The sequence below is a fragment of the Corynebacterium afermentans subsp. afermentans genome, assembly GCF_030408355.1.
Taxonomy (GTDB): Bacteria; Actinomycetota; Actinomycetes; order Mycobacteriales; family Mycobacteriaceae; genus Corynebacterium; species Corynebacterium afermentans.
Genome location: NZ_CP046606.1, coordinates 1,713,673 through 1,736,436, shown reverse-complemented (window position 1 = coordinate 1,736,436; position 22,764 = coordinate 1,713,673). Strand labels below are relative to the sequence as shown.

25 protein-coding genes are annotated in these 22,764 nt (G+C 63.0%); 17 read left to right on the top strand and 8 right to left on the bottom strand.

What is annotated here, in order from left to right:
- Positions 1–9: 9 nt before the first annotated feature.
- The 3 genes from CAFEA_RS08305 to CAFEA_RS08295 are packed head-to-tail and all read right to left on the bottom strand — an operon-like array spanning position 10 to position 2,889.
- The gene (locus CAFEA_RS08305; RefSeq protein WP_063938026.1) at positions 10–945 is read right to left on the bottom strand and encodes an ArsA family ATPase; all 936 of its coding nucleotides are present in this window, start codon (positions 943–945) and stop codon (positions 10–12) included.
- Positions 936–1,193 (bottom strand): cory-CC-star protein, encoded by a 258-nt coding sequence (locus tag CAFEA_RS08300; protein ID WP_063938028.1) that lies wholly within the window; start codon positions 1,191–1,193, stop codon positions 936–938. Before CAFEA_RS08300 ends, CAFEA_RS08305 begins: the two co-directional genes overlap by 10 nt.
- Entirely contained in the window at positions 1,177–2,889 is a 1,713-nt protein-coding gene (locus CAFEA_RS08295) for a carbon starvation CstA family protein (protein WP_063938030.1), read from the bottom strand. The genes CAFEA_RS08300 and CAFEA_RS08295 overlap by 17 nt, the downstream gene beginning before the upstream one ends.
- Before the next feature lie 357 nt (positions 2,890–3,246).
- On the opposite strand from CAFEA_RS08295, the gene CAFEA_RS08290 reads away from it, so the two are divergent.
- The 3 genes from CAFEA_RS08290 to CAFEA_RS08280 are packed head-to-tail and all read left to right on the top strand — an operon-like array spanning position 3,247 to position 4,941.
- A complete protein-coding gene (locus CAFEA_RS08290; RefSeq protein WP_063938032.1) occupies positions 3,247–4,266 on the top strand; it encodes an endonuclease domain-containing protein in 1,020 nt (339 codons plus the stop codon).
- A 40-nt stretch (positions 4,267–4,306) separates the two neighbouring features.
- Positions 4,307–4,765, top strand: a complete 459-nt coding sequence (locus CAFEA_RS08285) for a type II toxin-antitoxin system Phd/YefM family antitoxin (RefSeq protein ID WP_063938034.1) — start codon at positions 4,307–4,309, stop codon at positions 4,763–4,765.
- 2 nt (positions 4,766–4,767) lie between these two features.
- Complete coding sequence (locus CAFEA_RS08280) at positions 4,768–4,941, top strand: hypothetical protein (RefSeq protein ID WP_156490104.1); 174 nt, start codon at positions 4,768–4,770, stop codon at positions 4,939–4,941.
- An 81-nt stretch (positions 4,942–5,022) separates the two neighbouring features.
- Here the strand turns inward: CAFEA_RS08280 and CAFEA_RS08275 are convergent, their stop codons facing one another.
- Entirely contained in the window at positions 5,023–5,295 is a 273-nt protein-coding gene (locus CAFEA_RS08275) for a hypothetical protein (RefSeq protein WP_063938035.1), read from the bottom strand.
- Positions 5,295–5,687 (bottom strand): guanyl-specific ribonuclease, encoded by a 393-nt coding sequence (locus CAFEA_RS08270; RefSeq protein WP_253704987.1) that lies wholly within the window; start codon positions 5,685–5,687, stop codon positions 5,295–5,297. The genes CAFEA_RS08275 and CAFEA_RS08270 overlap by 1 nt, the downstream gene beginning before the upstream one ends.
- 34 nt (positions 5,688–5,721) lie before the next feature.
- On the opposite strand from CAFEA_RS08270, the gene dnaG reads away from it, so the two are divergent.
- Positions 5,722–7,755 (top strand): DNA primase, encoded by a 2,034-nt coding sequence (dnaG, locus tag CAFEA_RS08265; protein WP_063938039.1) that lies wholly within the window; start codon positions 5,722–5,724, stop codon positions 7,753–7,755.
- Positions 7,756–8,032: 277 nt separating this feature from the next.
- Here the strand turns inward: dnaG and CAFEA_RS08260 are convergent, their stop codons facing one another.
- Positions 8,033–8,680: an 8-oxoguanine DNA glycosylase OGG fold protein gene (locus CAFEA_RS08260; protein WP_063938169.1), complete on the bottom strand. Its 648-nt coding sequence runs from the start codon at positions 8,678–8,680 to the stop codon at positions 8,033–8,035.
- Positions 8,681–8,714: 34 nt separating this feature from the next.
- On the opposite strand from CAFEA_RS08260, the gene CAFEA_RS08255 reads away from it, so the two are divergent.
- The gene (locus tag CAFEA_RS08255; RefSeq protein ID WP_063938041.1) at positions 8,715–9,320 is read left to right on the top strand and encodes a MazG nucleotide pyrophosphohydrolase domain-containing protein; all 606 of its coding nucleotides are present in this window, start codon (positions 8,715–8,717) and stop codon (positions 9,318–9,320) included.
- A gap of 13 nt (positions 9,321–9,333) precedes the next feature.
- On the opposite strand, the gene CAFEA_RS08250 is transcribed toward CAFEA_RS08255, so the two are convergent.
- The gene (locus CAFEA_RS08250; RefSeq protein ID WP_063938042.1) at positions 9,334–9,750 is read right to left on the bottom strand and encodes a hypothetical protein; all 417 of its coding nucleotides are present in this window, start codon (positions 9,748–9,750) and stop codon (positions 9,334–9,336) included.
- A gap of 136 nt (positions 9,751–9,886) precedes the next feature.
- Here CAFEA_RS08250 and CAFEA_RS08245 point away from each other — a divergent pair, with 136 nt between their 5' ends.
- The 8 genes from CAFEA_RS08245 (at position 9,887) to CAFEA_RS08210 (ending at position 17,723) form a co-directional block, all read left to right on the top strand.
- On the top strand, positions 9,887–10,693 hold the full coding sequence (locus CAFEA_RS08245) for a lytic transglycosylase domain-containing protein (protein ID WP_076590027.1): 807 nt from the start codon (positions 9,887–9,889) through the stop codon (positions 10,691–10,693).
- Between the two features lie 60 nt (positions 10,694–10,753).
- Complete coding sequence (gene eno, locus CAFEA_RS08240; RefSeq protein ID WP_063938045.1) at positions 10,754–12,028, top strand: phosphopyruvate hydratase; 1,275 nt, start codon at positions 10,754–10,756, stop codon at positions 12,026–12,028.
- A gap of 159 nt (positions 12,029–12,187) precedes the next feature.
- Complete coding sequence (locus CAFEA_RS08235) at positions 12,188–13,015, top strand: type IV toxin-antitoxin system AbiEi family antitoxin domain-containing protein (protein WP_063938047.1); 828 nt, start codon at positions 12,188–12,190, stop codon at positions 13,013–13,015.
- Positions 13,002–13,931, top strand: a complete 930-nt coding sequence (locus tag CAFEA_RS08230; RefSeq protein ID WP_063938049.1) for a nucleotidyl transferase AbiEii/AbiGii toxin family protein — start codon at positions 13,002–13,004, stop codon at positions 13,929–13,931. The genes CAFEA_RS08235 and CAFEA_RS08230 overlap by 14 nt, the downstream gene beginning before the upstream one ends.
- Before the next feature lie 25 nt (positions 13,932–13,956).
- The gene (locus CAFEA_RS08225) at positions 13,957–15,606 is read left to right on the top strand and encodes a hypothetical protein (RefSeq protein WP_143313328.1); all 1,650 of its coding nucleotides are present in this window, start codon (positions 13,957–13,959) and stop codon (positions 15,604–15,606) included.
- Positions 15,607–15,630: 24 nt separating this feature from the next.
- On the top strand, positions 15,631–16,221 hold the full coding sequence (locus tag CAFEA_RS08220) for a septum formation initiator family protein (protein WP_063938053.1): 591 nt from the start codon (positions 15,631–15,633) through the stop codon (positions 16,219–16,221).
- A gap of 24 nt (positions 16,222–16,245) precedes the next feature.
- The gene (locus CAFEA_RS08215) at positions 16,246–16,809 is read left to right on the top strand and encodes a DUF501 domain-containing protein (RefSeq protein WP_063938056.1); all 564 of its coding nucleotides are present in this window, start codon (positions 16,246–16,248) and stop codon (positions 16,807–16,809) included.
- A complete protein-coding gene (locus CAFEA_RS08210; protein ID WP_063938058.1) occupies positions 16,806–17,723 on the top strand; it encodes a Ppx/GppA phosphatase family protein in 918 nt (305 codons plus the stop codon). The genes CAFEA_RS08215 and CAFEA_RS08210 overlap by 4 nt, the downstream gene beginning before the upstream one ends.
- Here the strand turns inward: CAFEA_RS08210 and CAFEA_RS08205 are convergent.
- A complete protein-coding gene (locus CAFEA_RS08205; protein ID WP_063938060.1) occupies positions 17,720–17,992 on the bottom strand; it encodes a hypothetical protein in 273 nt (90 codons plus the stop codon). The two genes, CAFEA_RS08210 and CAFEA_RS08205, sit on opposite strands and share 4 nt — an antisense overlap.
- A gap of 117 nt (positions 17,993–18,109) precedes the next feature.
- On the opposite strand from CAFEA_RS08205, the gene wecB reads away from it, so the two are divergent.
- The 4 genes from wecB (at position 18,110) to CAFEA_RS08185 (ending at position 22,759) form a co-directional block, all read left to right on the top strand.
- Positions 18,110–19,267, top strand: a complete 1,158-nt coding sequence (gene wecB, locus CAFEA_RS08200) for a non-hydrolyzing UDP-N-acetylglucosamine 2-epimerase (protein ID WP_063938062.1) — start codon at positions 18,110–18,112, stop codon at positions 19,265–19,267.
- A gap of 217 nt (positions 19,268–19,484) precedes the next feature.
- Positions 19,485–20,777 (top strand): glycosyltransferase family 4 protein, encoded by a 1,293-nt coding sequence (locus tag CAFEA_RS08195; RefSeq protein WP_076590031.1) that lies wholly within the window; start codon positions 19,485–19,487, stop codon positions 20,775–20,777.
- A gap of 127 nt (positions 20,778–20,904) precedes the next feature.
- The gene (locus CAFEA_RS08190; protein ID WP_082855690.1) at positions 20,905–22,341 is read left to right on the top strand and encodes a glycosyltransferase; all 1,437 of its coding nucleotides are present in this window, start codon (positions 20,905–20,907) and stop codon (positions 22,339–22,341) included.
- Between the two features lie 94 nt (positions 22,342–22,435).
- Positions 22,436–22,759: a hypothetical protein gene (locus CAFEA_RS08185; protein ID WP_063938065.1), complete on the top strand. Its 324-nt coding sequence runs from the start codon at positions 22,436–22,438 to the stop codon at positions 22,757–22,759.
- Positions 22,760–22,764: the final 5 nt, after the last annotated feature.

Here is a 22,764-nt window from a genome sequence, read left to right as displayed (position 1 = left end):
CGCAGAGCGCTACAACCGCCCGGCGATGGCGGCCAGCGCTTCGCGGGTGCCGATCTCGCCGGGCAGCCAGGGCAGCTCGACGCGGGGGACGTCGGGAAGTTTCGCGTCCAGCAGCTCAAGCGCGTCGTCTTCCACCGCACGGCGCGAGGCCATGAACTCGCCGGCCTCGAGAGGGCTGCGGCGGTTGACCACCAACGAGCCGACGCGGATGTTGTTGGACGTGAGGTCGCGGTAAAGCTCAATGCTCTCGAGGACCGGCAGGCGCTCCGCTGTGAGCACGATGTGGAACGCGCAGGCCGCGGGGTCGGTGAGGATGTCGCGCAGGCGCTCGAACTTGCGGCGCCTCCGCAACAAGGTGGCGCGGATTTCCTGGTTGCGGCGCTCCACGGGGTCGTCGACAGTCCCGCCCAGGCCGCGCACGGCGCGGGAGAATTTGTCGGACTGCTCGCGCCGCTGCATCAGCCCGCCGGTGTAGGCGGCCATGAGCTCCGGCAGCGCCAGCAGGCGGGAGGTGTGGCCGGAGGGGGCGGTGTCGAAGATTATGTGGTCGTAGCCTTGGCTGACCACTAGCTCCGCCACCGCCTCCAACATCGCCGCCTCATGCATGCCGGGCGAGTGCCGCGCCAGATCCAGGTGGCGGCGGATCTCGGGGTGCATGCGCTCCGGCATCATCGCGCGCATGGAGCGCTCCACCTCGGCAAGGTGGCGCTCGGTGGTTGCGGCGGGGTCGAGCTCCACCACGTCCAGGCCGTGCTCGAGAGTGGTCGGCTCGGCTGACAGGTGCTTATCCCAGATGTGGCCCAAGTTGTGCGCCGGGTCCGTGGACACCAAAAGCACGCGCTTACCCGCCTCAGCCAGCCGCACCGCCGTGGCCGCCGAGACGGTGGTTTTGCCCACCCCGCCCTTGCCACCGAAGAACATCACGGGCGCGGCCTCTAGCAGCATCGGACACCGTCCAGCGGGGAGCGCTCCATGCCCATGCGGGTGTGCCAGGCGTGGAATTCGTCGTAAAGCAATGGCATCAGCTCGAGGGTGTAGAAGCTTGCGGGGTTGGGGAGGCCGAGCGTCTCCGAGGCGACGAGGAGGGTGAACAGGTCGTCCTCCTCGCGCGCGGCGCGGGCGAACTCGCGGCGGTACGGGGCTTTGTAAAACTCGTCTAAGCCGCGGGCAATTGCTTTAAGACGTTCGCGCATCCGCCAATTCACCCGGAATCGTCTCATCGTCGCGCCAGGTCACAGCCGGGGCCTTGCGCGCCTTCGTGATCGCGGTGAACGCCTCCACGATGACCCAGATGGCGCAGCAGATGATGATGACGTCCAGTACCAACAGCAGCCAGTTGCCCGCATCGAGGAACGTGCGCAGCTGCAGCACCGCCGCCCACAGCGACATGAAGGTCACGAACACCAGCGGGATCAGCACCGGCCAGGTCGGGCGGCGCAGCTGGGTCAGAATGATCACCACGACAGACAGCGTCAGGCCCGCCATGAGTTGGTTGGTGGTGCCGAACAGCGGCCAGATCAGCATGCCGCCGGAGCCGTCCAGGCCCATGGAGAACGTCAGGCCCAGCGCGCAGCCCACCGCGATGATGGTGGCCACCACGCCGGAGAGCTTCACACCGGCCAGCTCCGCCATTTCCGCGACCACGAGGCGCTGCAGGCGGATGCCGGAGTCCATGGTGGTGGCGGCGAACAGCACGGCCATGGTGGCCAGGATGGTGGCGGACAGGGAGGTGGGGATGCCCATGCCTTCGTTCATGAGGTCGCCGCCGCCTTGGATAAACGCGTCGACGCCGCCGGCGTTCCACTCGTTGTAGATCTCCTCCCACGTCGCCAACGACTTGAAGCCGGAGGTGGTGGCCACGATCGTGCCAAGCGCGAGCAGGCCTTCGCCGACCGCGCCGAAGTAGCCGACGAAGCGCGCGTCCGTCTCCTTGTCCAGCTGCTTCGACGACGTGCCCGAGGCGACGACGCCGTGGAAGCCGGAGATCGCGCCACAGGCGATGGTGACAAAGAGCAGCGGGAAGATGCCGGGGGTGCCGGACGGGACGGCGTCGCGAAGCGAGGGCGCGACAACCTCCGGCCGGACGATGAAAAACGATCCGTAGAGGATGATCAAGCCCACGAACAGCTGCAGGCCGTTGATGTAATCGCGCGGCTGCAGCAGCACCCACACCGGCAGCAGCGAGGCGATGAACGCGTAGGTGAACAGGAAGAGGATCCACCAGCCGCGGTCCGGGATGCCCAGCATCGTCTCCGGCAGCGCGAGCGGGAATTGATCGCCGAGGATCATCAGCCCGTACAGCGCCGCCACACCCACGATGGAGACCAGCGGCAGGTTCCAGTTGAAGCGGTAGATGGCCTGGCCGATCAATAGCGCTACGACGATCGCGCCCCAGGTGGGGATCACCGCCGTCGGCGTGGAGATGAGCAGGTTGGAGATGACCACCGCGAACGCCGTGTTCACCATGAGCAGCAGCAGGAAAATCACCACGAGGAACAGGTTGCGCCCGCGCGCGCCGATGTAGCGGCCGGACAGCGTGCCGATGGACTGTCCGCGATGCCTTTGCGACGCCCACAGGGCCCCCAAGTCATGCATCCCCGCAAAGAACACGGTGCCGAGCGTGACCCACAAAAACGCCGGCACCCAGCCCCAAATCACCGCGACAGCAGGGCCGATGATCGGTGCCGCGCCCGCCACGGAGGTGAAGTGGTGGCCCCACAGGACGTACTTGTTCGTGGGGACGAAATCCACGCCGTCCTCCATCGTGTGCGCCGGGGTGGTGTAGGCGTCCGAGAGTTGGTAGACGCGTTTGCCCAGGAACCTGGAGTACAGCAGGTAGCCGGCCGCCATCATCGCCAGGCCGACGAGCACCAGGATGAGTGAGCTCATGGGTCTTCTCCGATCGTGTTGCTGTTCACAATTTCACACATTATGGCATACGACACTCTGCCGGGGCGCGTTCTACATGTAGGTGAGCGATGGGGTGAGAGGGCGTCAGCCTCTGAGAAGGCCGCGCTCATTCCCGCAAACCCCTAGTAAGCCCTCCCGAGAATGCCCATTTTTCGGCCTTAATAGGGGTTTGTTGCTAGGGGTCTGCGGAGTCGGGAGGGGGACATGCCTGCGGGTGCCGGGAACCGGCCCCGCCAGCGGCCCCGCCAGCCGGAACCCCGGCCGGGCCCATTACCCGGCGGGAAAAACGCGCCTCCGGTAGTCTCCGCAGCGGGGTAATTAGTCAAGGGGGGACTAATGAAAGACACGCGTAAGAAGGAACTGCGGGAAAAGCTCGTGGACCTGCGGAGGGTGTCGTCCGTGGACACTGAGACGCACCGGCGCATCAGCGATGGCGAGATGGTGCAGCTGACCAAGTCGATCTACTTCTGCGCCGCGACATGGAAAAAGCTCAAGGAGTACCAGCGGGCGTTTTTGCGGTGTTACGCGGCAGGGCGTCAAAGCAGACGCGCGGTACTCATCGACTGCTCGGCCGCCAGGCTCAACGGCGTGTGGACCATCGCACGCGGCGAACCAGTCACGCTTGCGGTGCCGAATGGGCGCCCGGCCTCCACCAAAGGCGGCTGGACCGGGTACGAATACCGCCACCGGCAGATCCCGGAAGCCGACATCATCTACGACGGGCCCGTGCGCTACACCAACGCGATCCGCACCGCCATCGACATCGCGCGTGAACGCGGCGTGCGCGAGGGCGTCATAGCGATAGACAGCGTGCTCTCCGGCCACGGCGACCACCTCTATGAGGAACTGCTGCACCAGTTTCGCGCCACCATCGCCCGTCTGGCCGGCACGAAGGGCATCGCCAACGCCCGGAAAGCGTTGCCACTGGCCAGCAGGCTTTCGGATTCGCCTTACGAGTCCCTCCTGCGCCTGACCCTCGACGCCCACGGGGTCCCATACCGCACACAGGCGGTGATTGGGCGGTACCGGGTTGACTTCCTCATCGGCGACAACCTTGTCGTGGAGGTCGACGGGTGGGAAAAATACGAGGAGGTCCCCCACGATGTACTGCGCAAGCAGCGCATCCGTGACGATTGGCTCGCCGAGCACGGATACAAAGTCTTGCACTTCTACACCAGCGACTTCTGGGGCGAGAAAGATGAGTTGATCCAACGCATCCGCAACGCGTGGCCGGTCGCCCGCAGGTTGCTCCCCGTGCAGGTGAAGCCGAAGGGCTACACGCCGATCGGCCCGGGGCGCAGCGTGGCGCTGCCACCGGACCTGCAGGAGGCCGTCGACATGCTAAGCAGACCCTAGCCCCTCGACTTCCGAACACATTCCGAATACCCTCATAGCCATGACACTCGCAGCAGGAACTCCACCGCATTCGCGCCGCTCCTCTGATCTGAGCAAGCGGTCCGCCGAGGTGCTCGCCGAAGCGGAAAAACACCCGGTCACGGTCACGCGCCGCGACGGGGAGTCGCTGGTGCTCATGTCCGCGCGGGAGGCGCAACGGCGGGCGCAGTTGCTGGAACTCGCGGCTCAACTCATCACCGTGGCAACGGAAGGCGTCGGCAGCCTCGGCGAGCGAATGGCTCGAGCGTTCCCCTGGATGTTGGCGCTGTCGCAGGCAGACAGGGAATCGTGTGCGCAGGAGCTTATCGACGCAGCACGCGCCTCCTTCGCCACCGAACAACCACACCTCGCCCTCGCTGAGTTCACCGCGTGGAAGGAAACTGCGACCGCCATCGCGGCAGGGCTCGGGCAAGAGGAAACCGACTGGCTTACAGACAGTGAGCCGGTGGAGCGCCCCTAGCGATGGCAGCCGGGAGGAAGGGGGAGCTGGGGACTGTGCAGCGCGGCGGGCAGTCGTTCGAGCGGTGGCAACACAAACCGACGCTGAAGGGCTCGGCGCGGATCTGGTTCTACGTCGATGGCCGCACGGTCTACCTCGAGGCCGTGCACACCAGCCACCAGAACGAGACGAAGTAGCCCCTCCTGCCCGCAAACCCCTAGTAACAGAGCCCTAGTATGCGCCATTTTGGGCCTTAATAGGGGTTTCTTACTAGGGGTCTAGCGAGAAAGCTCGACGCCTTCGTCGGCAAGCACTTCGAGCAGCCCGCCTATCGACGCCTCCGGAATCCCCCAATCCGTCACCACCACACGCTTCACGCGGGTCTCGCGCAACAGGTCGGCCAGGGCGTCGAGGTTGCGCGGCACCGGGCGGGCGTCTGGGGACGCACCGTCGGGGGACGCAGCCGCGCCAGCACCGTAGACGGCGGCGATGATGGCGGCGCCGAGATCCTCGATCGAGCGCACCGGGCGCATCACAAAAACAGCGGGCATTAGTTGACCTCCATTTCGCAGAAGGATTCGTAGTGGTCAGCGGTGTAAAACCACTCGTCGACGTGGCCGTCCGAGCCGCCGCCGGTGACGATGCGCCGCGCGCCGCGGTGGTGCACGCCCGGGGTGTCCACGGTGTACTCGCGGTAGTAGTCGCGCGGCTGTTCGGGCAGGATGCGTTCGTAGTTGCCGAAGCGGCGGTCGTCGTTGTCCGGGTGGGGGAAGGGGCCGCCGGCTTCGATGAGGTCGACGGTGTCCCAGGCTTCGTCGGGAAGCGAGCCGCACGCGGGCAGCCCAGAAGACGACGCAGCCGAAGACTCAGGAGGGGCCGGAGGTGGCGTCGATAGGCAACTGCTCAAAAACAGGCACGCGAGCAGGACGGATAGGCGCTTCATGGGCAATATCGTGCCACGCGCTAGAGTGAGCGCCATGGCTAGGGGCAGAATTCCGGATAGCGACATTGAGGCTATCCGTCAGCGCGCGCCGCTCGACGAGATTGTCGGCGAGTACGTGCAGCTCAAACCTGCCGGTCACGACTCGCTGAAGGGCCTGAGCCCGTTCAAGGACGAGCGCACCCCGAGTTTCCACGTCCGCCCTGCGCACGGCTACTACCACTGCTTTTCCACGGGCAAGGGCGGCGATGTGTTCAGCTTCCTCATGGAGATGGAGCAGCTGAGCTTCCCCGAGGCGGTGGAGGCGGTGGCGGACCACATCGGCTACCACATCAATTACCAGGGCGGTTCCACGGGCGCTCGCAAGGTGGACCGCGGCACGCGCCAGCGTCTTTTGGCGGCGAACAAGGCGGCGCACGAGTACTTCCGCGAGCAGCTGGAAACGGAAGACGCCGCCGCTGCGCGCGAGATGCTGCTCAAGCGCGGTTTTTCCCGCGAGCTCATCTACGACTTCGAATGCGGCTACGCGCCCTACGCGTGGGACCCGATGACAAAGCACCTGTTGCGCAAGGGCTTTGAGGTGCAAGAGCTTATCGACGCCGGCCTGTCCTCGATGGGCAAACGCGGGCCGATCGATAAATTCCGCGGCCGTTTGCTCTGGCCGATCAAGGACACCGCCGGCAACGTCATCGGCTTCGGCGCCCGCAAGCTGTTCGAGGACGACCGCCTGGGCAAATACATCAACACCCAGGACACGCTGCTGTACCACAAATCCAAGGTGCTCTTCGGCATTGATAAGGCGAAGAAGAACATCGCGGAGAAGCACCAGACGGTGGTGGTGGAGGGCTACACGGACGTGATGGCGATGCACGCCGCGGGTGTGGATACGGCGGTGGCGACCTGCGGCACCGCCTTCGGCGGCGACCACATGAGCCTGATCCGCCGCCTCATGCTCGACGACAGTTTCTTCCGCGGCGAGCTGATCTACACCTTCGACGGCGACGAGGCCGGCCGCAAGGCCGCCATGCGCGCCTTTGAGACGGACGCGGAGTTCGGCGCCCAATCCTTCGTCGCAGTCGCCCCCGACGGCATGGATCCCTGCGACCTGCGCCTCGCGCGTGGCGACGGTGCCCTGCGCGATCTCGTGGCCTCCCGCGTGCCCGTGTACGAGTTCGTCATCGAGTCGCTTTTGCAGGACTACTCGTTGGATTCCGCCGAGGGGCGCGTACAAGCCTTACGACGCACCGTGCCCGTCGTCGCCACCATCTCCGACAAAGTGCTCCAACAGGAGTACGCCAGGAGGCTCGCAGGCTGGGTCGGTTGGCCGAACCCGGACGAGGTGCTGGAGCAGGTCCGCGCCGAGGCCAAGAAGCCGAAGAAGCAGAAGCGCGCACCGAAAGCGGATGTGAAAGACCCCGCTGCGGCCGGCCCGGAGAGCTCCGGTGCCCAGTCCGAGATCCTCATCCCTCCGCGTCCCGACGACCCAGTGCTGTGGCCCCAGCGCGAAGCCCTGAAGCTTGCCCTGCAGCACCCGGCCGCGGCCGGCAACTACTTCGACGGCATCAACCCGGACGCGTTCACCCACGACGCGTACCACCAGGTCCGCGAGGCCATCACCGCTGCCGGTGGCTGCGCTCGCGCCGGGGCGGCCGCGGCAGCCGCGGGTGCTCCGGGCGCCCCGGGCACCGACTCTGCGCCGGGCACCGACTCTGCGCCGGGCAGTACCTCGCCTGGCGCCACCCCCGAGAGCGCCGCCGCTGGCGTTCCGGACGCCTCGAACTTCCTCGCCGCGGTCGCCGGAGAAATGCGCGACTACGCCGGCCGCAACTTCGTCTCCGAACTGGCCGTCGAGCCCATCCACGCCGACGACCTGTACGAGTACGCCGACTCTGTGCTCTCCCGCCTGCAGGAAACCCGCGTGGGCCAGCAGATCGCGCAGCTGAAGTCCCAGCTCCAGCGCATGCGGCCTTCCGACGACGAGGAGGCCTACAACGCCCTGTTCTCCGACCTCGTTGCGCTCGAGCAGGCCCGCCGCGATCTCAACGACCGCGCCTTCCGCGGCAACCGGTAGGGGCGCGGTTATACCGAAATTGGAATGTGGCAAATATTTGCCACATTCCGGAATCGACCCCTACCCAGCCAGAGCGTGAGGGGCGCCGGACAAAGCAGCGGTTTGCGTGGTGGCGGCAGGTGGGGCCCGTCCGGCCCTGGCCTTGGGCGGCTACCTGACCACAGATGGTGAAAGCCAAGTGGTGAAAGTCCGCCGTTTTGGCGCAGATTCACCATTTGAGTTTCACCACTTGCGGAAATCTCAGAGGAGCCAGCGCAGTCCCACCCCCAAAAACCCCCTACTCCTGCTCGGCGGCGAACTCCCGCAGCGCCCACTCGACGGTGTCCAGGGGCAGCGACGAGTCGTAAGCGTCGCGCGCTGAAGCCAGGGCGGCCAGGTACTCGCCGTACTCGTCGGCGGTCCAGTCGGCGTCCTTGGCCAGCCCGGCCACCTTCGCACGGTTGGAGCAGATGATCACCGGCTTCGAAGCCTCACCAGCCTCCTGCTCGCCGGCCAGGAAGTACGCCACGGCGGAGGCGAACTTCGGCGGCAGCCCAGTCGCCACCAAAGAGCCGTAAGCGTCAACGGCGACGACGCCGTCTAAACGACGCGCAGCCGCAAGCAACTGAGCCGCGTTGCCCTTGTTGCGCAAAAACGCCTGCATCTGCATCACCTGGTTGGACTGGCCGGCGACGTAGGCGAAGCAGGCGCCCAAAAAGTCGATGATCTGCTCGCGCGCAAAACCGGACTCACGCACGTCCGCGCCGAACGCGAAGACTTCGGAGCGGGTGATGGAGGCGGTGGCGTCGTCGCGGAACGGCGGCACGCGGCGCAGGTGGTGCGGCCAGCCGGTTTTCCAGCGGATGGGGGAGAAGGTCACGGAGTGGCCCAGCGCGTCCTGCGCGGTGGGTTTGACGGTCTCGAGGGCTTGAGCAATCTGAGTCATGCGCTCCATCTTAGAGCCCTTAGACTTGCCCATCATGACCGCAACCGTCTTGCTTCTCGACCCCCGCTGGCCCTCCCTCATCCCCCTCCACCTCGCTGGCCGCATCAGGGGCGATGTCGCCTTCACGCCTGAGGTGCCTGTCGACGTCCGCTGGGCCCTCAACGTCGAAGGCGGCACGGAAAGCTGGCTGATTTCCACCGATCCGGACGATCCGGAGGTCCGCCGCTGGCAGGGGGAGGGCGCGGAAACGGTGCGCGTCGATAGCCTCGATGACCCTGTCTTCGAGGCCACCCGCACGATGCACGCCGCGCGCCGCCGCGGCGAATGGGAGCAGGCGATGACGCACGAAAGCCTCCTGCCGTTTCTTCGGGAGGAGGCTGAGGAGGTCGCGCAGGCAATCGAGCACAAATTGCCTATCGACGATCTAAAGTCCGAACTGTCCGACCTGCTGCTCCAAGTCCTGTTCCACGCCGAGATCGCTTCGGAGTCCGGCGCGTTCGATTTCGGCGACGTGGCTGACGCGTTTGTGCAGAAGATGCGCCGCCGCGCGCCCTATCTTTTCGACGGTTCAACCGGCCCCGTGGACAAAGCCACCCAGGACCGGTTGTGGGAGGAAGGCAAGGCGGCCGAGAAGCGCTAGCCGCGGAGCTGAATTAGCGCAGCGCGCCGATGTAGTTGCGGATCTCCGGCAGGTTGGCCTGGGAGGACATCTGGGAGCTCATCTCGAAGAACTTGTCCAGCGGGGTGGCCGGGTCGGGTTTGACGATGCCGCACTCCAAAGCGCGGTCTGCAAGCGCGCCGACCGTGGATGCGGACACGAGGCGCAGCGTGGCGTCTGTGCCGACGACGTTGTTTACGTTGGAAACGAGCTGGGAGCGGGTGGTGTCCGGGCCGACCATGTTGGTGGAGGTCAGGCCGACGCGCAGGGCGTCGCAGTTTGCGGTGGCGATGTTGCCGTTGAGCAGCTTGATCAGCTCGAGCGACTGCGTCTGTGCCTGGGCGGTGGCGGGGGAGGCGATGGCGGCCGCGGCCATCAGACCAGCGGCGGCAAGGGTTGCGATACGGCGCATTGTGAAGGGGTCCTTTCGGGGATGAAACTAGGTCGCGGAGAATCATACATGTTAAACAAGTGACAGGTGTGACAGAAGTGCTGTGCCACCGGCGCGTTCACCATTCGCGGGCATCCGCGCGGTACACTCTCCGGTCATGTCAGCAGCCAGGCGAGTAGCGCGCGGGTGCGGCTGCGCGGGTGTCCTCGTCGCGGCCGCCGCGGTGGTGATGGTGGTCGCGCTGGTCGCGTGGCTCATCGCCGCGTTTTCTGCCCCGGATCGCCGCGAGCCGCTGCAGCCGGTGCCCACCACCATGCCGCCGCCGGCCGCCGTAGCACCCCCGCCTATCGACGTCCACGGCCCCGGCCGCACCTCCGACCTGCTCTTTGACTGGTCGCAGGATATCGGCAACGCCACCAACGTCTCCGGCCAGGCCATCCGCGCCTACGCCAACGCCGCCCTGATCGCCAAGGAGTCTTGGCCGGCCTGCAACCTGCAGTGGAACACGCTCGCCGGCATCGGCTGGGTGGAAACGCGCCACGGCACGTATACGGGCCGCTTCGACAACTCCCAGCTAAACCAGGACGGCTACCCGGAGCCGCCGATCATTGGCCCGAAGCTCGACGGCGACGGTTTCGCCCGCGTCACCGACACCGACAAAGGCGCGATAGACAACGACCCCGAGTTCGACCGCGCCGTGGGCCCGATGCAGTTCATCCCCGAGTCGTGGGCGCGCTACGGGCGCGACGCTAACGGCGACGGCTACCCGGACCCGCAGCAGATCGACGACGCCGCCCTGGGTGCCGCGAACCTCCTGTGCAATTCCGGCGGCGCCACGCGCGACTTGGCCACGGAGGAGGGCTGGCGCCAGGCGATTTTCGCCTACAACCAGTCCAACGACTACGTGGCCAGAGTCCGCGATGCCGCGGCGAACTACGCGCTGAACCAGCCGGCACACCGCTAGCCAACCCCGGGCTAAGCTGGTACGCGGTAAGACAGCACTCGACCCACGCAAGGAGTCACCATGGCCGACATCATGCACATCTTCGCCCGCGAGATCCTGGATTCCCGCGGCAACCCGACTGTGGAGGTGGAGGCGCTGCTCGCGGACGGCTCCCACGGCCGCGCTGGCGTGCCGTCCGGCGCGTCCACGGGCGAGCACGAGGCGCACGAGCTTCGCGACGGTGACGAGCGCTACGCCGGCAAGGGTGTGCTGAAGGCTGTCGAGAACGTCAACGAGACCATTGCGGACGAGCTGGCGGGGATTGAGGCGGACGACCAGCGGATCGTCGATACGCTTATGCTCGAGCTCGACGGCACGGACAACAAGAAGAAGCTGGGCGCGAATGCCCTTCTGGGCGTGTCCATGGCTGTGGCGAAGGCCGCGGCGGATTCGGCTGCGCTGCCGCTGTACCGCTATATCGGCGGCCCGAACGCGCACGTGTTGCCGGTGCCGATGATGAACATTCTCAACGGCGGCGCGCACGCGGATTCGGGTGTGGACGTTCAGGAGTTCATGATCGCCCCGGTCGGCGCGGAGACCTTCACGGAGGCGCTGCGCATGGGCGCTGAGGTCTACCACGCGCTCAAGAGCGTGCTGAAGTCCAAGGACCTGTCCACGGGTCTTGGCGACGAGGGCGGCTTCGCCCCGTCCGTCGGCTCCACCAAGGAGGCCCTGGATCTGATCGTGGAGGCGATTGAGAAGGCCGGCTACAAGCTTGGCGACGATGTCGCGCTCGCCCTGGACGTGGCCTCCTCCGAGTTCTTCGAGGACGGCGCCTACAACTTCGAGGGTGGCAAGCACTCCGCCGAGGAGATGATCAAGGTCTACGCCGATCTGGTGGAGCAGTACCCGATCGTCTCCATCGAGGACCCGCTGGATGAAAACGACTGGGACGGCTACGTGGCCCTGACCGAGCAGCTGGGCGACAAGGTGCAGATCGTCGGCGACGACTTCTTCGTCACCAACCCGAAGCGCCTGGCCGAGGGCATCGAGAAAAACGCCGCCAACGCGCTGTTGGTCAAGGTCAACCAGATTGGCACCCTGACCGAGACCTTCGACGCCGTGGAGCTGGCCCACCGCAACGGCTACCGCACCATGATGTCGCACCGCTCCGGCGAGACCGAGGACACCACCATCGCGGATCTGGCCGTGGCGCTGTCCTGCGGCCAGATCAAGACCGGTGCGCCGGCCCGCTCCGAGCGCGTGGCCAAGTACAACCGCCTCCTGCGCATCGAGGAGGAGCTCGGCCCGGCCGCCGAGTACGCAGGTCGCTCCGCCTTCCCGCGCTTCAAGTAAGCACCTGTCTATCGACCCACCTTCGGCCCCGCCCGTTTTCGGCGCGGGGTCTTCTTTTGGCCCCATTGTTTGACGTTTGTATCAATCTGAACTGACGATTGTATCTCTCTGAGTGATACAATCGTCAGTAGGAAGCGATACAAAGTGACGGAGGGGCGCATGAAGCAAGCGGATGTGTTGGCGACTTTGGAGATGGTCGCCTCCGACCAGTGGGGGATCGTAACGACGGCGCAGGCTGGCCGGGAGGGCGTGGAAAGGCTGCAACTGTCGCGGTTGGCCGAAAAAGGTGACCTTGATCGAGCGAGGCATGGCGTGTACTTGCTGCCCTCCCATCAAGCAGGGCCGCAGGATGAGATTCGTGCCGCCTGGCTTGCGCTCGAGCCGATGAAGTTCATCGACGAGCGCTGGGAGGATGAGTGGCCCGTTGTGGTCTCTCACGAGTCTGCGGCGCGCATCCACGACATCGGGCGGTTGATCCCGCCGAAGTTCACATTTTCAACCGGTGGCACGAAGCAGACGCGGCAGCAGGGAATCCGTATCTATACGCGCCGCACGCTTACCGATGTCGACATTGTGTCCGTGGATGGGCTGCCGGTGACGAGCGTGGCCAGGACGGTAGGCGACCTGGCTGAGCAAAAGATCGAAAGGGGTTATTTGGCTGACCTTGTCGCAGATGCCCTGCGGAAGGAGAACGTACGCATAGATGACCTCGCCGAGAAACTGGAGCCAGCAGCTCGTTCCTACGGGGCAAAAACCGGTACGCAGTTGGTCTCCGAGCTGAGTGCTGAAGCGACCTCCGTGGAGGACATCGATGAACTTCGCAAACGACTGGTTCACACCACGAAGGGAATGGAGCTCAGGGTGACCGATCCCAACATGTTCGAGGGCTTCAACGAAATTGTCAGAAAACAACTCGACAAGGCATTAGAGCCATACCGGAAGCAGCTAGACCAGATAGCGAAGCAGTGGGCTGATGGTTACAAGTAGGCGCGAGAATAAAGAGCGGCAAAAGAAGCTCAACCAAGCCATCGCGAAGCGAGCGAAGGACTGCGGCCTGCCGAGCGATTTAATTCGCTACCAGATTGCGTTTGAGGGGTTTCTGGAGCGAGTCTTTCAGGCGGGATCCGATGAGTGGGTGCTCAAAGGCGGCGCGTCGTTGTTGATGAGAAACGGTGAGGGACGCACTACCACCGATGTTGATTTGGCCCGCATTCCTCGGCTTGGTCCGCTTGAGAGCATCGAAGCTGAGATGCACGAGATTGCTCGACGGCCCGGACAAGGTTCGCTGAGCTACAGAGTAAGAAGCATGCGGCAGAAGCGAGTAGGTGGCGATGACGGCTACAGGGGACCGACTTACGAAGTCTCGCTCGACGCCATGATGGGGCCCGTTGTGTTCCAGGCCTTTAGCCTGGACCTCACCGAACAGCGGCATACACAGGAACCACATGAACGGGTAGAAGTTGACCCGACGCTGGGCAAACTCTCCTCGGAGTACCTAAAACCATTTGCGGTTTACGCAACCGCGATTGAATCGCAGCTCGCTGACAAAATCTGCGCGATGAGGGAAGAACACCGCAGTGGGGATAGCAACCGTTACCACGACCTGGCGGACATCATCACCATCTTGCTCACACGCCCGATATCGGCGGAAAAGCTGGAAAGCGCTTGCCGACACGAAGCGCGGCGAAGGGGAATTGAGACCCCGACGGAGATGTGGGCGCCACCGTCGTGGGAGAAGAACTTCTCTGCGCATGCAGCGACTTATTTCGGCTTGCCAGACGAGTACAGGGACTACCCGGCAGCGATGTCGTATGTCTCTGAGGTGCTGGATCCGGCACTATCTGGTGATCTCGGCGAATCTTATTGGAATCCAGACAGGCAGCGTTGGGGCGAGAGCACGTAAAGTTGGGCGGGTGACCATTCGTACCATGTTTGATCAGCTGACCGTGGACTACCTGGCGGAGCGCACCGACCACGCGAGTTTTGACCGTGGGCAGAAGATCGACCCGAACCGGGTAGACATCACCGAGCGCACCGACAACGTGGTGCGCTCCACGGTGACCGCGCCGCACGAGTACCACGTGCGGCTTCTGCTTAGCGGCGCGGACTTGCAGGCCGAATGCGATTGCGCGATCGAGCACGAGTGGTGCCGCCACGCCGTGGCCACCGCGCTGAAGCTGATCCACGAGCGCGGGGAAGTGTTCACCCCCAGCGTGCAGGCGGCGGCCGCGGCGGAGGCCGTGTTCGACGACGAGATCGACGCGTTCGTGGCCAACCTGCGCCACGACCAGCTGGTCCAGCTGGTGCGCAACTTGCGTGTCGCGCAGCCGAATGTGGACCTTGTGCTGGAGGTTGGGGCGGCGGAGCACGGTGGGGGACCGGAGGCCGTCGGTAGGCGAATCGCCCAACGAGTGGACCGCTTGAGCCGCAAGAACCCCGGCTGGTCTGCGCGCCTGACCGCGGAGGTGGCGCAGGAGTGGTTCGCGCTGCTGGACATCTGCTCGACCTGCATCGACCGCGGCTGGGGCGCGCAGCTGGTGCGCCCGCTGGAGGCCGCCACCGAGGGCATCGGGCAGATGCTGCTGCGCACTGACGACGCCTACGGCTCGCTTGCCGACGCCTACCGCACCGCCATCATCCTGCACCTGGCCGCCTACCGGCAGGCGCCGCCGACGCCGGGGGAGGTGGTGGAGTGGATCTCCAACCTGGTCTTCGACGAAACCGGCTTCGGCGAACCCGACCTGGCCGATTACGCCGACTGGCTGGACATCCCGGCCATCGACGAGTTGGAGCGCCGCCTGGACAAGCAGGACACGCAGGACACCCACGGCCGCTTCGACGACGCACTGGAGTACCTGCGCGAAGGCATCGCGCGCCTGCGCGGCGACGACCTCGCACTCGAGCAGATGCTCTCCGGCGACGAACTGCTCGCCTTTTTTGAGGAGCGCGCCCGCGATGATGACGCCCGTGACCTGCTCGAAGCAGCCTTGAAGGAGCGCGTGAGCAGGAAACGCCTGGGCCTTGGCGGCACCGGCGTCTCCATGGAGGCGCTGACAGCTCGCCTGGACCGCTACTTCGGCCCTGGTGCCTTACTCAAGTTCCGCACCGCCTTTGCCACATCCCACCCGGGTCGGGGTTTCCGCGAGCTGCTGGCCGAAGACGGCGCCACCCCCGCCATGGCCCAAGAGGTCATCGACGCCGCCCCGAGCTGGATCCAGGGCAACCTCAAGCTGCTCTACGCCGAGCACTTCGACGACTTCGAGTTGGGCTACCGCGTGGCCACCGAGCACCCGCGCCCGGACGAGCTGGACCCGGAGCTGATCTTTGAGCTGGGCACCGCCATCGGCGTGAACGTGGACCGTGCCCGCGGCACCGAGCTGATGTTTCGTCTGGCGGAGCACTTCGCCGCCGCGGGCGATCTGCCCAGCTACAAGCGCCTGGAGGCGGAACTGAAGGACATCCGCAAGTTCGTCGCCGACGACGCGAAAGCGCAGGCCCGCTTCAACGAGCTGGCGGAGGACCTGCGGGCCCGCTACGCCGGCCGCGCCGCCATCCGCGAGATCCTCGAACGCCTCTAGCCCCTGGCGTATCATCTGCTAATTATGACGAAGCGCTCCCGCACCCGCCGCCCCAGCACGGTCCCCGTTGCCAGCCGCGACCGGGAAAACGCCGAGCGCGCCGCGCGCCGCAAGCAGCGCGGCCGGGCAATCGCGTTTCCGAAGCAGGACATGGCCAGCGTGGTCATCCTCATCGCCGTGCTCATCCTCGTGCTGTTGGCTATCGCGGCCCCGCTGCGGAACTTCTACGAGGGCCGCGCCGAGATCGCCCGCGCCAACGAGTCCATCGCCCGCCTCGAGACCCAAAAGCAGGCTCTGGAGGACGACATCGCCATGTACGACGACGACGCCTTCCTCAAACAGGAAGCCCGCCGCCGCCTCGGCGTCATGGAAGAGGGCGAGACCGCTTGGCGCATCATCGACCCCCGCATGACCGCCCCTGAGGCCATCACCACCGGCAAGGACGACATCCCCGACACCCGCACCTGGCCGGAAGTGATGTGGGATTCCCTGCGCGAGGTTCCGGGGGAGGAGCTTCCGCCTATCGACGACGCTCCGCCCGCCCCCGCGCCGGAGGGGCCGGCACCGGCCGCTCCGGAGGCCCCGGCACCAGAAGCTCCCGCGCCAGCGCAGTAGGTGGTGTGTGGGACAATAGCGCGCATGCACACTCCTCCCACTGACGAACAACTCGCCATCGTGGCCGAGCAGCTCGGCCGCACCCCGCGCGGCGTGCTCGCCATTGCGTACACCACCCCGGACAACCAGCCGGCCGTGGTGAAGACCGCGCCCAAACTTGGCGACGGCACCCCGTTCCCCACCCTCTACTACCTCACAGACCCCCGCCTGACCGCCGAGGCCTCCCGCCTCGAGGTCGCGCAGGTGATGAAGTGGATGGAGGCCCGCCTCAACGCCGACAGCGACGAAGGCGAGGATCTGCGCGCCGACTACCTGGCTGCCCACGAACACTTCCTTGCCGAGCGCAACGCCATCGAGGACCTGGGCACCGACTTCTCCGGCGGCGGTATGCCGGAGCGCGTGAAGTGCCTCCACGTGCTCATCGCCTACGCGCTGGCCGAAGGGCCGGACCGCGTCCGCTTCGGCACCGAAGCAGTAGCACTGGCCGCCGAGCACGGCGACCTGCGCGGCACCGCCATCCCCGCGGACTGGCCCACACTCGACGACCTCGGCATCACCCTCGCCGAAGCAGGGGAGGGGCTGGCATGACCCGCGTCGCCGCCGTGGACTGCGGCACAAACTCCATCCGCCTGCTCATCCACGACACGGACACCGGCGAGGTCTCCCGCCGCAACACCATCGTCCGCCTCGGCCAGGGTGTCGACGAGACCGGCCACTTCGCGCCGGAAGCCATCGAGCGCACCCGCAAGGCACTCGCCGACTACGTCGAGGAGATGCAACGCGAGCACGTCACCCGCGTGCGCATGGTGGCCACCTCTGCCACCCGCGACGCCGCCAACCGCGAGGATTTCTTTGCCATGACCCGGGGCCTCCTCGGTCAGATCCAGCCGGGTGCAGTGGCTGAAGTGATTTCCGGCGAGGAGGAGGCGGCGCTGTCATTCGCCGGTGCTACCGCGGACATCGACCCGGCTCGCGGTCCGTTCTGTGTGATCGACCTCGGCGGCGGCTCCACTGAGTTCGTCATGGAGGGCCATGCCATCTCCACACAAATGGGGTGTGTGCGCATCACCGAGCGCATCATGCGCACCGACCCGCCCACCGCGGAGGAGACGACCGAGGCAAGAAAGCTTATCGACGCCAACGTCACCACCGCCTCCGCCACCGTGCCTTTCGCTAAGGCGCGAACGTTCGTTGGCTGCGCCGGCACCTTCACCACGCTCTCCGCGCTAGCGCAGGGGCTGGAAACCTACGACCCCGTGCGCATCCACATGTCAGAGATCACCTTCGACCGGCTGCGTGAGGTGACCGCGGACCTGCGCGCCAAGTCCGCAGCGCAACGTCGTGAGAACCCGGTGGTCCACCCCGGCCGTGCCGACGTGATCGGCTCCGGCTCCACCGTGGTGGAGCAGCTCATGGACGCCTTCGAGCGCGAAGCCGGCGCCACCAGCTTCATCATCAGCGAAAAGGACATCCTCGACGGCATCGTCGCCGGGCTGGCCTAATCCTGGTCCGGCTCGTAGATCGTGTCCTCGATCTGCTTGTCGGACTTGCCGCGCAGCTTCTTGCCTTTGCGCAGGTCCTTCACCTCGCGCATGCGCGGCTCCGGATCAATCTTGTTCGCGATCGCCCGGCGAGCGGAAGCGGTGACCTGCTTGGTCACCGGCGAGTTGGCCACAGCTTGGGCGGCGTTGACGATTTGGTGGTAGCGCTTCCGGCCGGCTTTCGTGCCGAGCACATACCCGGCGGCGGCCCCGACAACGAATTGGTACATGGTGGCTAGAGTACAGCGAGAACGTGAAGTGGGTTTGCTGCCCTTGGCACACCTGACTCAAGGTGCTGTATTAAGTTGTAGTGAGTATCCCTGTGACGAACGACCCTTAAGGAATCTATGTCGGACAAGCCCAAGATTATGACCGTCTACGGCACCCGCCCGGAGGCCATCAAGGTTGCTCCGGTTGTCAGTGCTCTCCAGGACGACGACCGCTTCGATTCCGTAGTGGTCTCGACCGGTCAGCACAAGGAAATGCTGGAGCAGGTGAACAAGCGCTTCGGTATCACTCCAGACCACGACATGGCGCTGATGAAACCCGGGCAAACGCTCAACGAGTTGGTGGCGCGTGCGATTCAAGGCCTCGACCCGATTATCGACGAAGAAAAGCCCGACGTGATCATCTCCCAGGGTGACACTTCGACGGCAATGGTTGCGGCCTTGGCTGGGTTCCACAAAGGTGTGAAGGTCGTTCACCTCGAGGCTGGCCTGCGCACCGGTAACATCTTCTCGCCGTTCCCTGAGGAAGCGAACCGCAAGATCATCGGCCAGATCACCTCGCTTCACTTAGCTCCGACCAACGAATCACGAGAAAATCTTCGCCGAGAGAACTTCCGTTCGAAGGACATTGTTGTGACGGGTAATACCGTCATCGATGCGCTGCTTGCCGCGTCGGAATGGGACGTCCAGTTTGAGGATTCGCGCCTAGGGGAGCTTCGGAACTCTGATGAGAAGGTTGTCCTCGTCACCACCCACCGCCGCGAGAACCTTGACGCGATGAAGGAAATCGGTGGGGCAGTCCAGGACCTGGCAAAGTCCTACCCGGACCACATTTTTGCGCTGCCGCTGCACCTCAACCCGAAGGTGCGAGATGCGGTTCTCCCCGAGGTCGAAGACCTTCCAAACGTCATCATCACGGACCCGTTGCCGTATGACCAGTTCACGGCACTGATGAGCCGTGCCTACCTGGTGCTCACCGATTCTGGCGGAGTGCAGGAGGAAGCTCCGTCGCTTGGCAAGCCTGTTCTTGTGATGCGTGAGAACACTGAGAGGCCGGAAGCTGTAGTAGCCGGAACGGTTAAACTTGTCGGCACCGAACGTCAACGAATCGTGGCTGAGGCAAGAAACCTGCTTGACCAATCTGCTGCCTATGGGGCAATGGCCAATGCTGTAAACCCCTATGGCGACGGTAACGCGGCCGAAAGGTCTGTTGCAGCGATTGCTGAGTTGGTGGGAGTCGGCAAGCGGTTGGCAGACTTTACACCCGACGCGGTTTAACTCGCAGATTGATAAAGGCAGGGTTTCGGTGCCGTAGATTAAATGCCCAATTCGCGCCAACCCCATAGCGGGGGTTGGTCAAGAATCAGGTTGGAGTTTATGGCGGCTCCCTTATTGATTTGCTTGTTGCTCGAGTTTTGCAGCCTTTTTATGCGTGAATTGAGGGTCGGCTAGACTGAGCAGAATATTTAGAAGAGGACGACTGTAGGAGCTCAACTTGAAAATTCTCGTGTTTTCGCAGTTTTGGGCACCGACCAACGGGGTCCCACCTCGGCGCTGGCAATGGCTGTCGTCGGTCCTTGCTGAACAAGGCCATGAGCTTCTGGTGATTTCGCCTCGGGAAAATGGGCGTCAACGAGAAAGAACGCGCTCGAAGATCAATCGACGCGACACAGATTTGAGAAAGCCAGAGGCCGGGCGGTCTGGGGAGAAGATCCTCCGCAGTAAGTCTCGCAAGACCGATAATTCGATCACCGGGAAAATCATCAATCAGGCCTCTATTTCGTGTGGAATGCTTTATGAAGCATATAGGTCGCGAGACCTGATAGCGGAGTTCAGCCCGCAGCTGCTAATCGGAACTGTTCCGTCGATTCCTACGGCATTTGTGGCCTTCGCACTTTCTAAGGTGTACAAGAAGCCCTATGTGATTGATCTCAGAGACGCATGGCCCGATCTGCTGGATCAATCAGGGAAATGGAACGAAGGTCTCGGTGAGCGGTCGTCCAGGGAGGCTTTGTTTCGCCGTGGCCCTCTTCAACTAATGCGCGTTCTAGTTCGGTTGTTTTTGAATCGCGTTCTTGCGAAGTCTGACGGCATCATTGTCACATCGCAACACTTAGAATCGCAGCTGGCAGATAAGTTGGAACGAGATGTTCAAGATATAACTACAATCAGGAATGTTTTTCCAACTGATTCTGAGCCTCGCGAAGCAATAGTCCGAGACAATCGCTCTGGAGAGTTTCGTGTCCTTTATGCGGGGACTCTGGGTAGAGCCCAGCATCTGCTAAACACTTTAGAAGCCGTAAGAATCGCGCAACTAAGGGGCCTCAACATAAGGCTCCGGTTTGTAGGGGCTGGTCCTGCGAAGCCTCTCTTAAGAGAAATTTCCGAAGCTGACGGTTTACCGATTGAATTTATTTCGCGACACCCATCGGACCAGCTTGCGTCTTTCTATGAGTGGTCGGATACCGCGTTAGTCCACCTCACCAATTGGGAACCTCTGACTAGAACAGTTCCATCTAAGACCTATGAACTTATGGAGGTCGGAAAACATATCACAGCTGTAGTGGCCGGGGAAGCGGCTGAACTCATCGTTGGGTTAGAAGCAGGGCATGTTGTTCCACCGGAGGATCCGGAAGCACTCGCCGACGTATGGATCAATCTTGCAAACAACCGCTCGCTACTTGAGGTGGGGACAAAGGGCGCTGAGTGGGTTAGGCACGAAAGGGAGGAAGTGGTGCCTGCACGTTTGAAACGTTTTTTGGGAGCGATTAGTGAAAGCCAGCGCTAAGAACAAGCCGATTCGCTGCTTGAGATTTCTAATTGGGTTTGTTGCGTTTCGGCTGTTTACGTCGCCTAAAACTTTTATCTCCAACCTCCATGAGTGGGCTCGGCAACGGCAGCTAGAGCGCTCTCAAATGTTACTGAAAGCAATTTGGAAGAGGCTGCCCGATCAGGATTTAGTCGAGCAGGGGCGCTACAACGAGTTTGAATCAGCCGTCCAAAAGATGTCCCTTAGCCGTAGAGCTTCGCTCGCATTCGCAGTTGCAGGTGTGAGGAGGGAAAAGTACTTTTTGCACTTGGAACCGCAGCATTCTGTACCTGAACTTCGTGTTCCCAATGGCCTTCCAAAAGCGAGTCGGTCTTCCAAGAGTCCCTGGAGAGTGTTACTGCTCGCAACAAATAGTCTCCCGTATACAAAATCTGGATACACTTTTCGAACCCATGAAACTGCGAAAGCCTTGGCTAAGCGCGGGGTAGATGTTCAGGTTGTCACTCGTTACGGGTACCCCGTCACGGTCGGTGTTATTCCGAATGCCCAGACAGAAAAAATCGACGGAATTGAATATACAAACGTTATTCCCAGTCGCTTTCATCTTTCGCCGCAACGGCAAATCAAATATATGACCGAGCGAATTGCACAGATCGCAGGCGATACAAGCGCGGATTTAATTGTGACCACAACCGATTTTCATAACGCGATAGTCGCGCATCGAGCTGCGGAATGCGTGAATATCCCGTGGGTTTACGAAGTGCGTGGCCGACTCGAGGACACTTGGTTATCAAAAGTACCGAAGGATCACCAAGGCCTAGCCAAGAATTCTGAACGATACGTGCGGTCTCAAAAACAAGAGTATCTATACGCCAGCGCAGCAGACTCAGTTGTCTCACTCGGTGCACCTATTACCGAACGTCTAGTGAAAGAAGGGGTTGACAGGCAAGCTATTTATGAGATCCCTAACGCAGTCTCGGCGGACGCCTTTGAACATGAATCCTCACGCGCAAGAGCGAAGCAGAACCTCGGATTGTCTGACGGTAAGCTAATTGGCACAGTAACGTCAGTCGTCCCATACGAGGGACTTGACATTCTACTGGAATTGGCGAGTCTTGATCCCAGCTTGAATGTGTTGATAGTAGGAGACGGTATCGATCTCCCGCGCTTGAAGAGTATGGCCGATGAGCTTTCGATTGCCGAACGCGTCATCTTTGCCGGCCGCCAGCCCACCGAAACGATTTGGGAATGGTATGCGGCTATGGACCTCTTTGTGCTTCCGCGATTGGACATTGACGTTTGCCGGGACATCACTCCACTCAAACCGCTAGGGGCAATGGCTGTAGGGACGCCGGTTCTAGCCAGTGATCTACCGGCGATTAGATACATAACCGGAAACTTAGCGACCTATGTAAAAGGCCGCGATGTTCAGGGGTACCTTTCTGCTATCAACAAAATTTTCCAAAGTCCGCCAGCTACGCGCCCATTGGTGGATTGGGCTGCCGAACACACTTGGGAAAAGAACGCCGAAGTTTATGTAAGAATGTTTAACGATTTGCTGATGGAGAAAGGCTGCTACTAGGGCCGGCAACAACGAGCAGCTCCTGTGCTCACCCCCCTCGTAACCGTCTATCCTGAAGAGTAACCGACATTTGGAAGAAGGAAGAGTATCGAGAATGCCAAGCCGTGAGCGATCTGACAGCCATCTTTCTGTGGGGAGGGAGGAACCTCCGCAGGGATTCGCCACGCTCGTAGGCGAGCTCATTGATGAATTGGAGCAGGCCTACAAGGATTTATTGTTTGAAGCTGACCGTGACGAGCGGCTTCTCAAAGGGATCACTAAGCGCGACGAAAGCATCGAAGCTCTGAAGCAAGAAAACACCCGGTTGAAGCGAGAAGTGGTCAACCTGAAAGCTGATTTAGAAAAGGTAAAGAGCGCGAAGGGGTATCGCCTCCAGCGCAAATTCTGGCGGCTCCGTAAAGCCATCGCGGAAAGGTGAAAGAT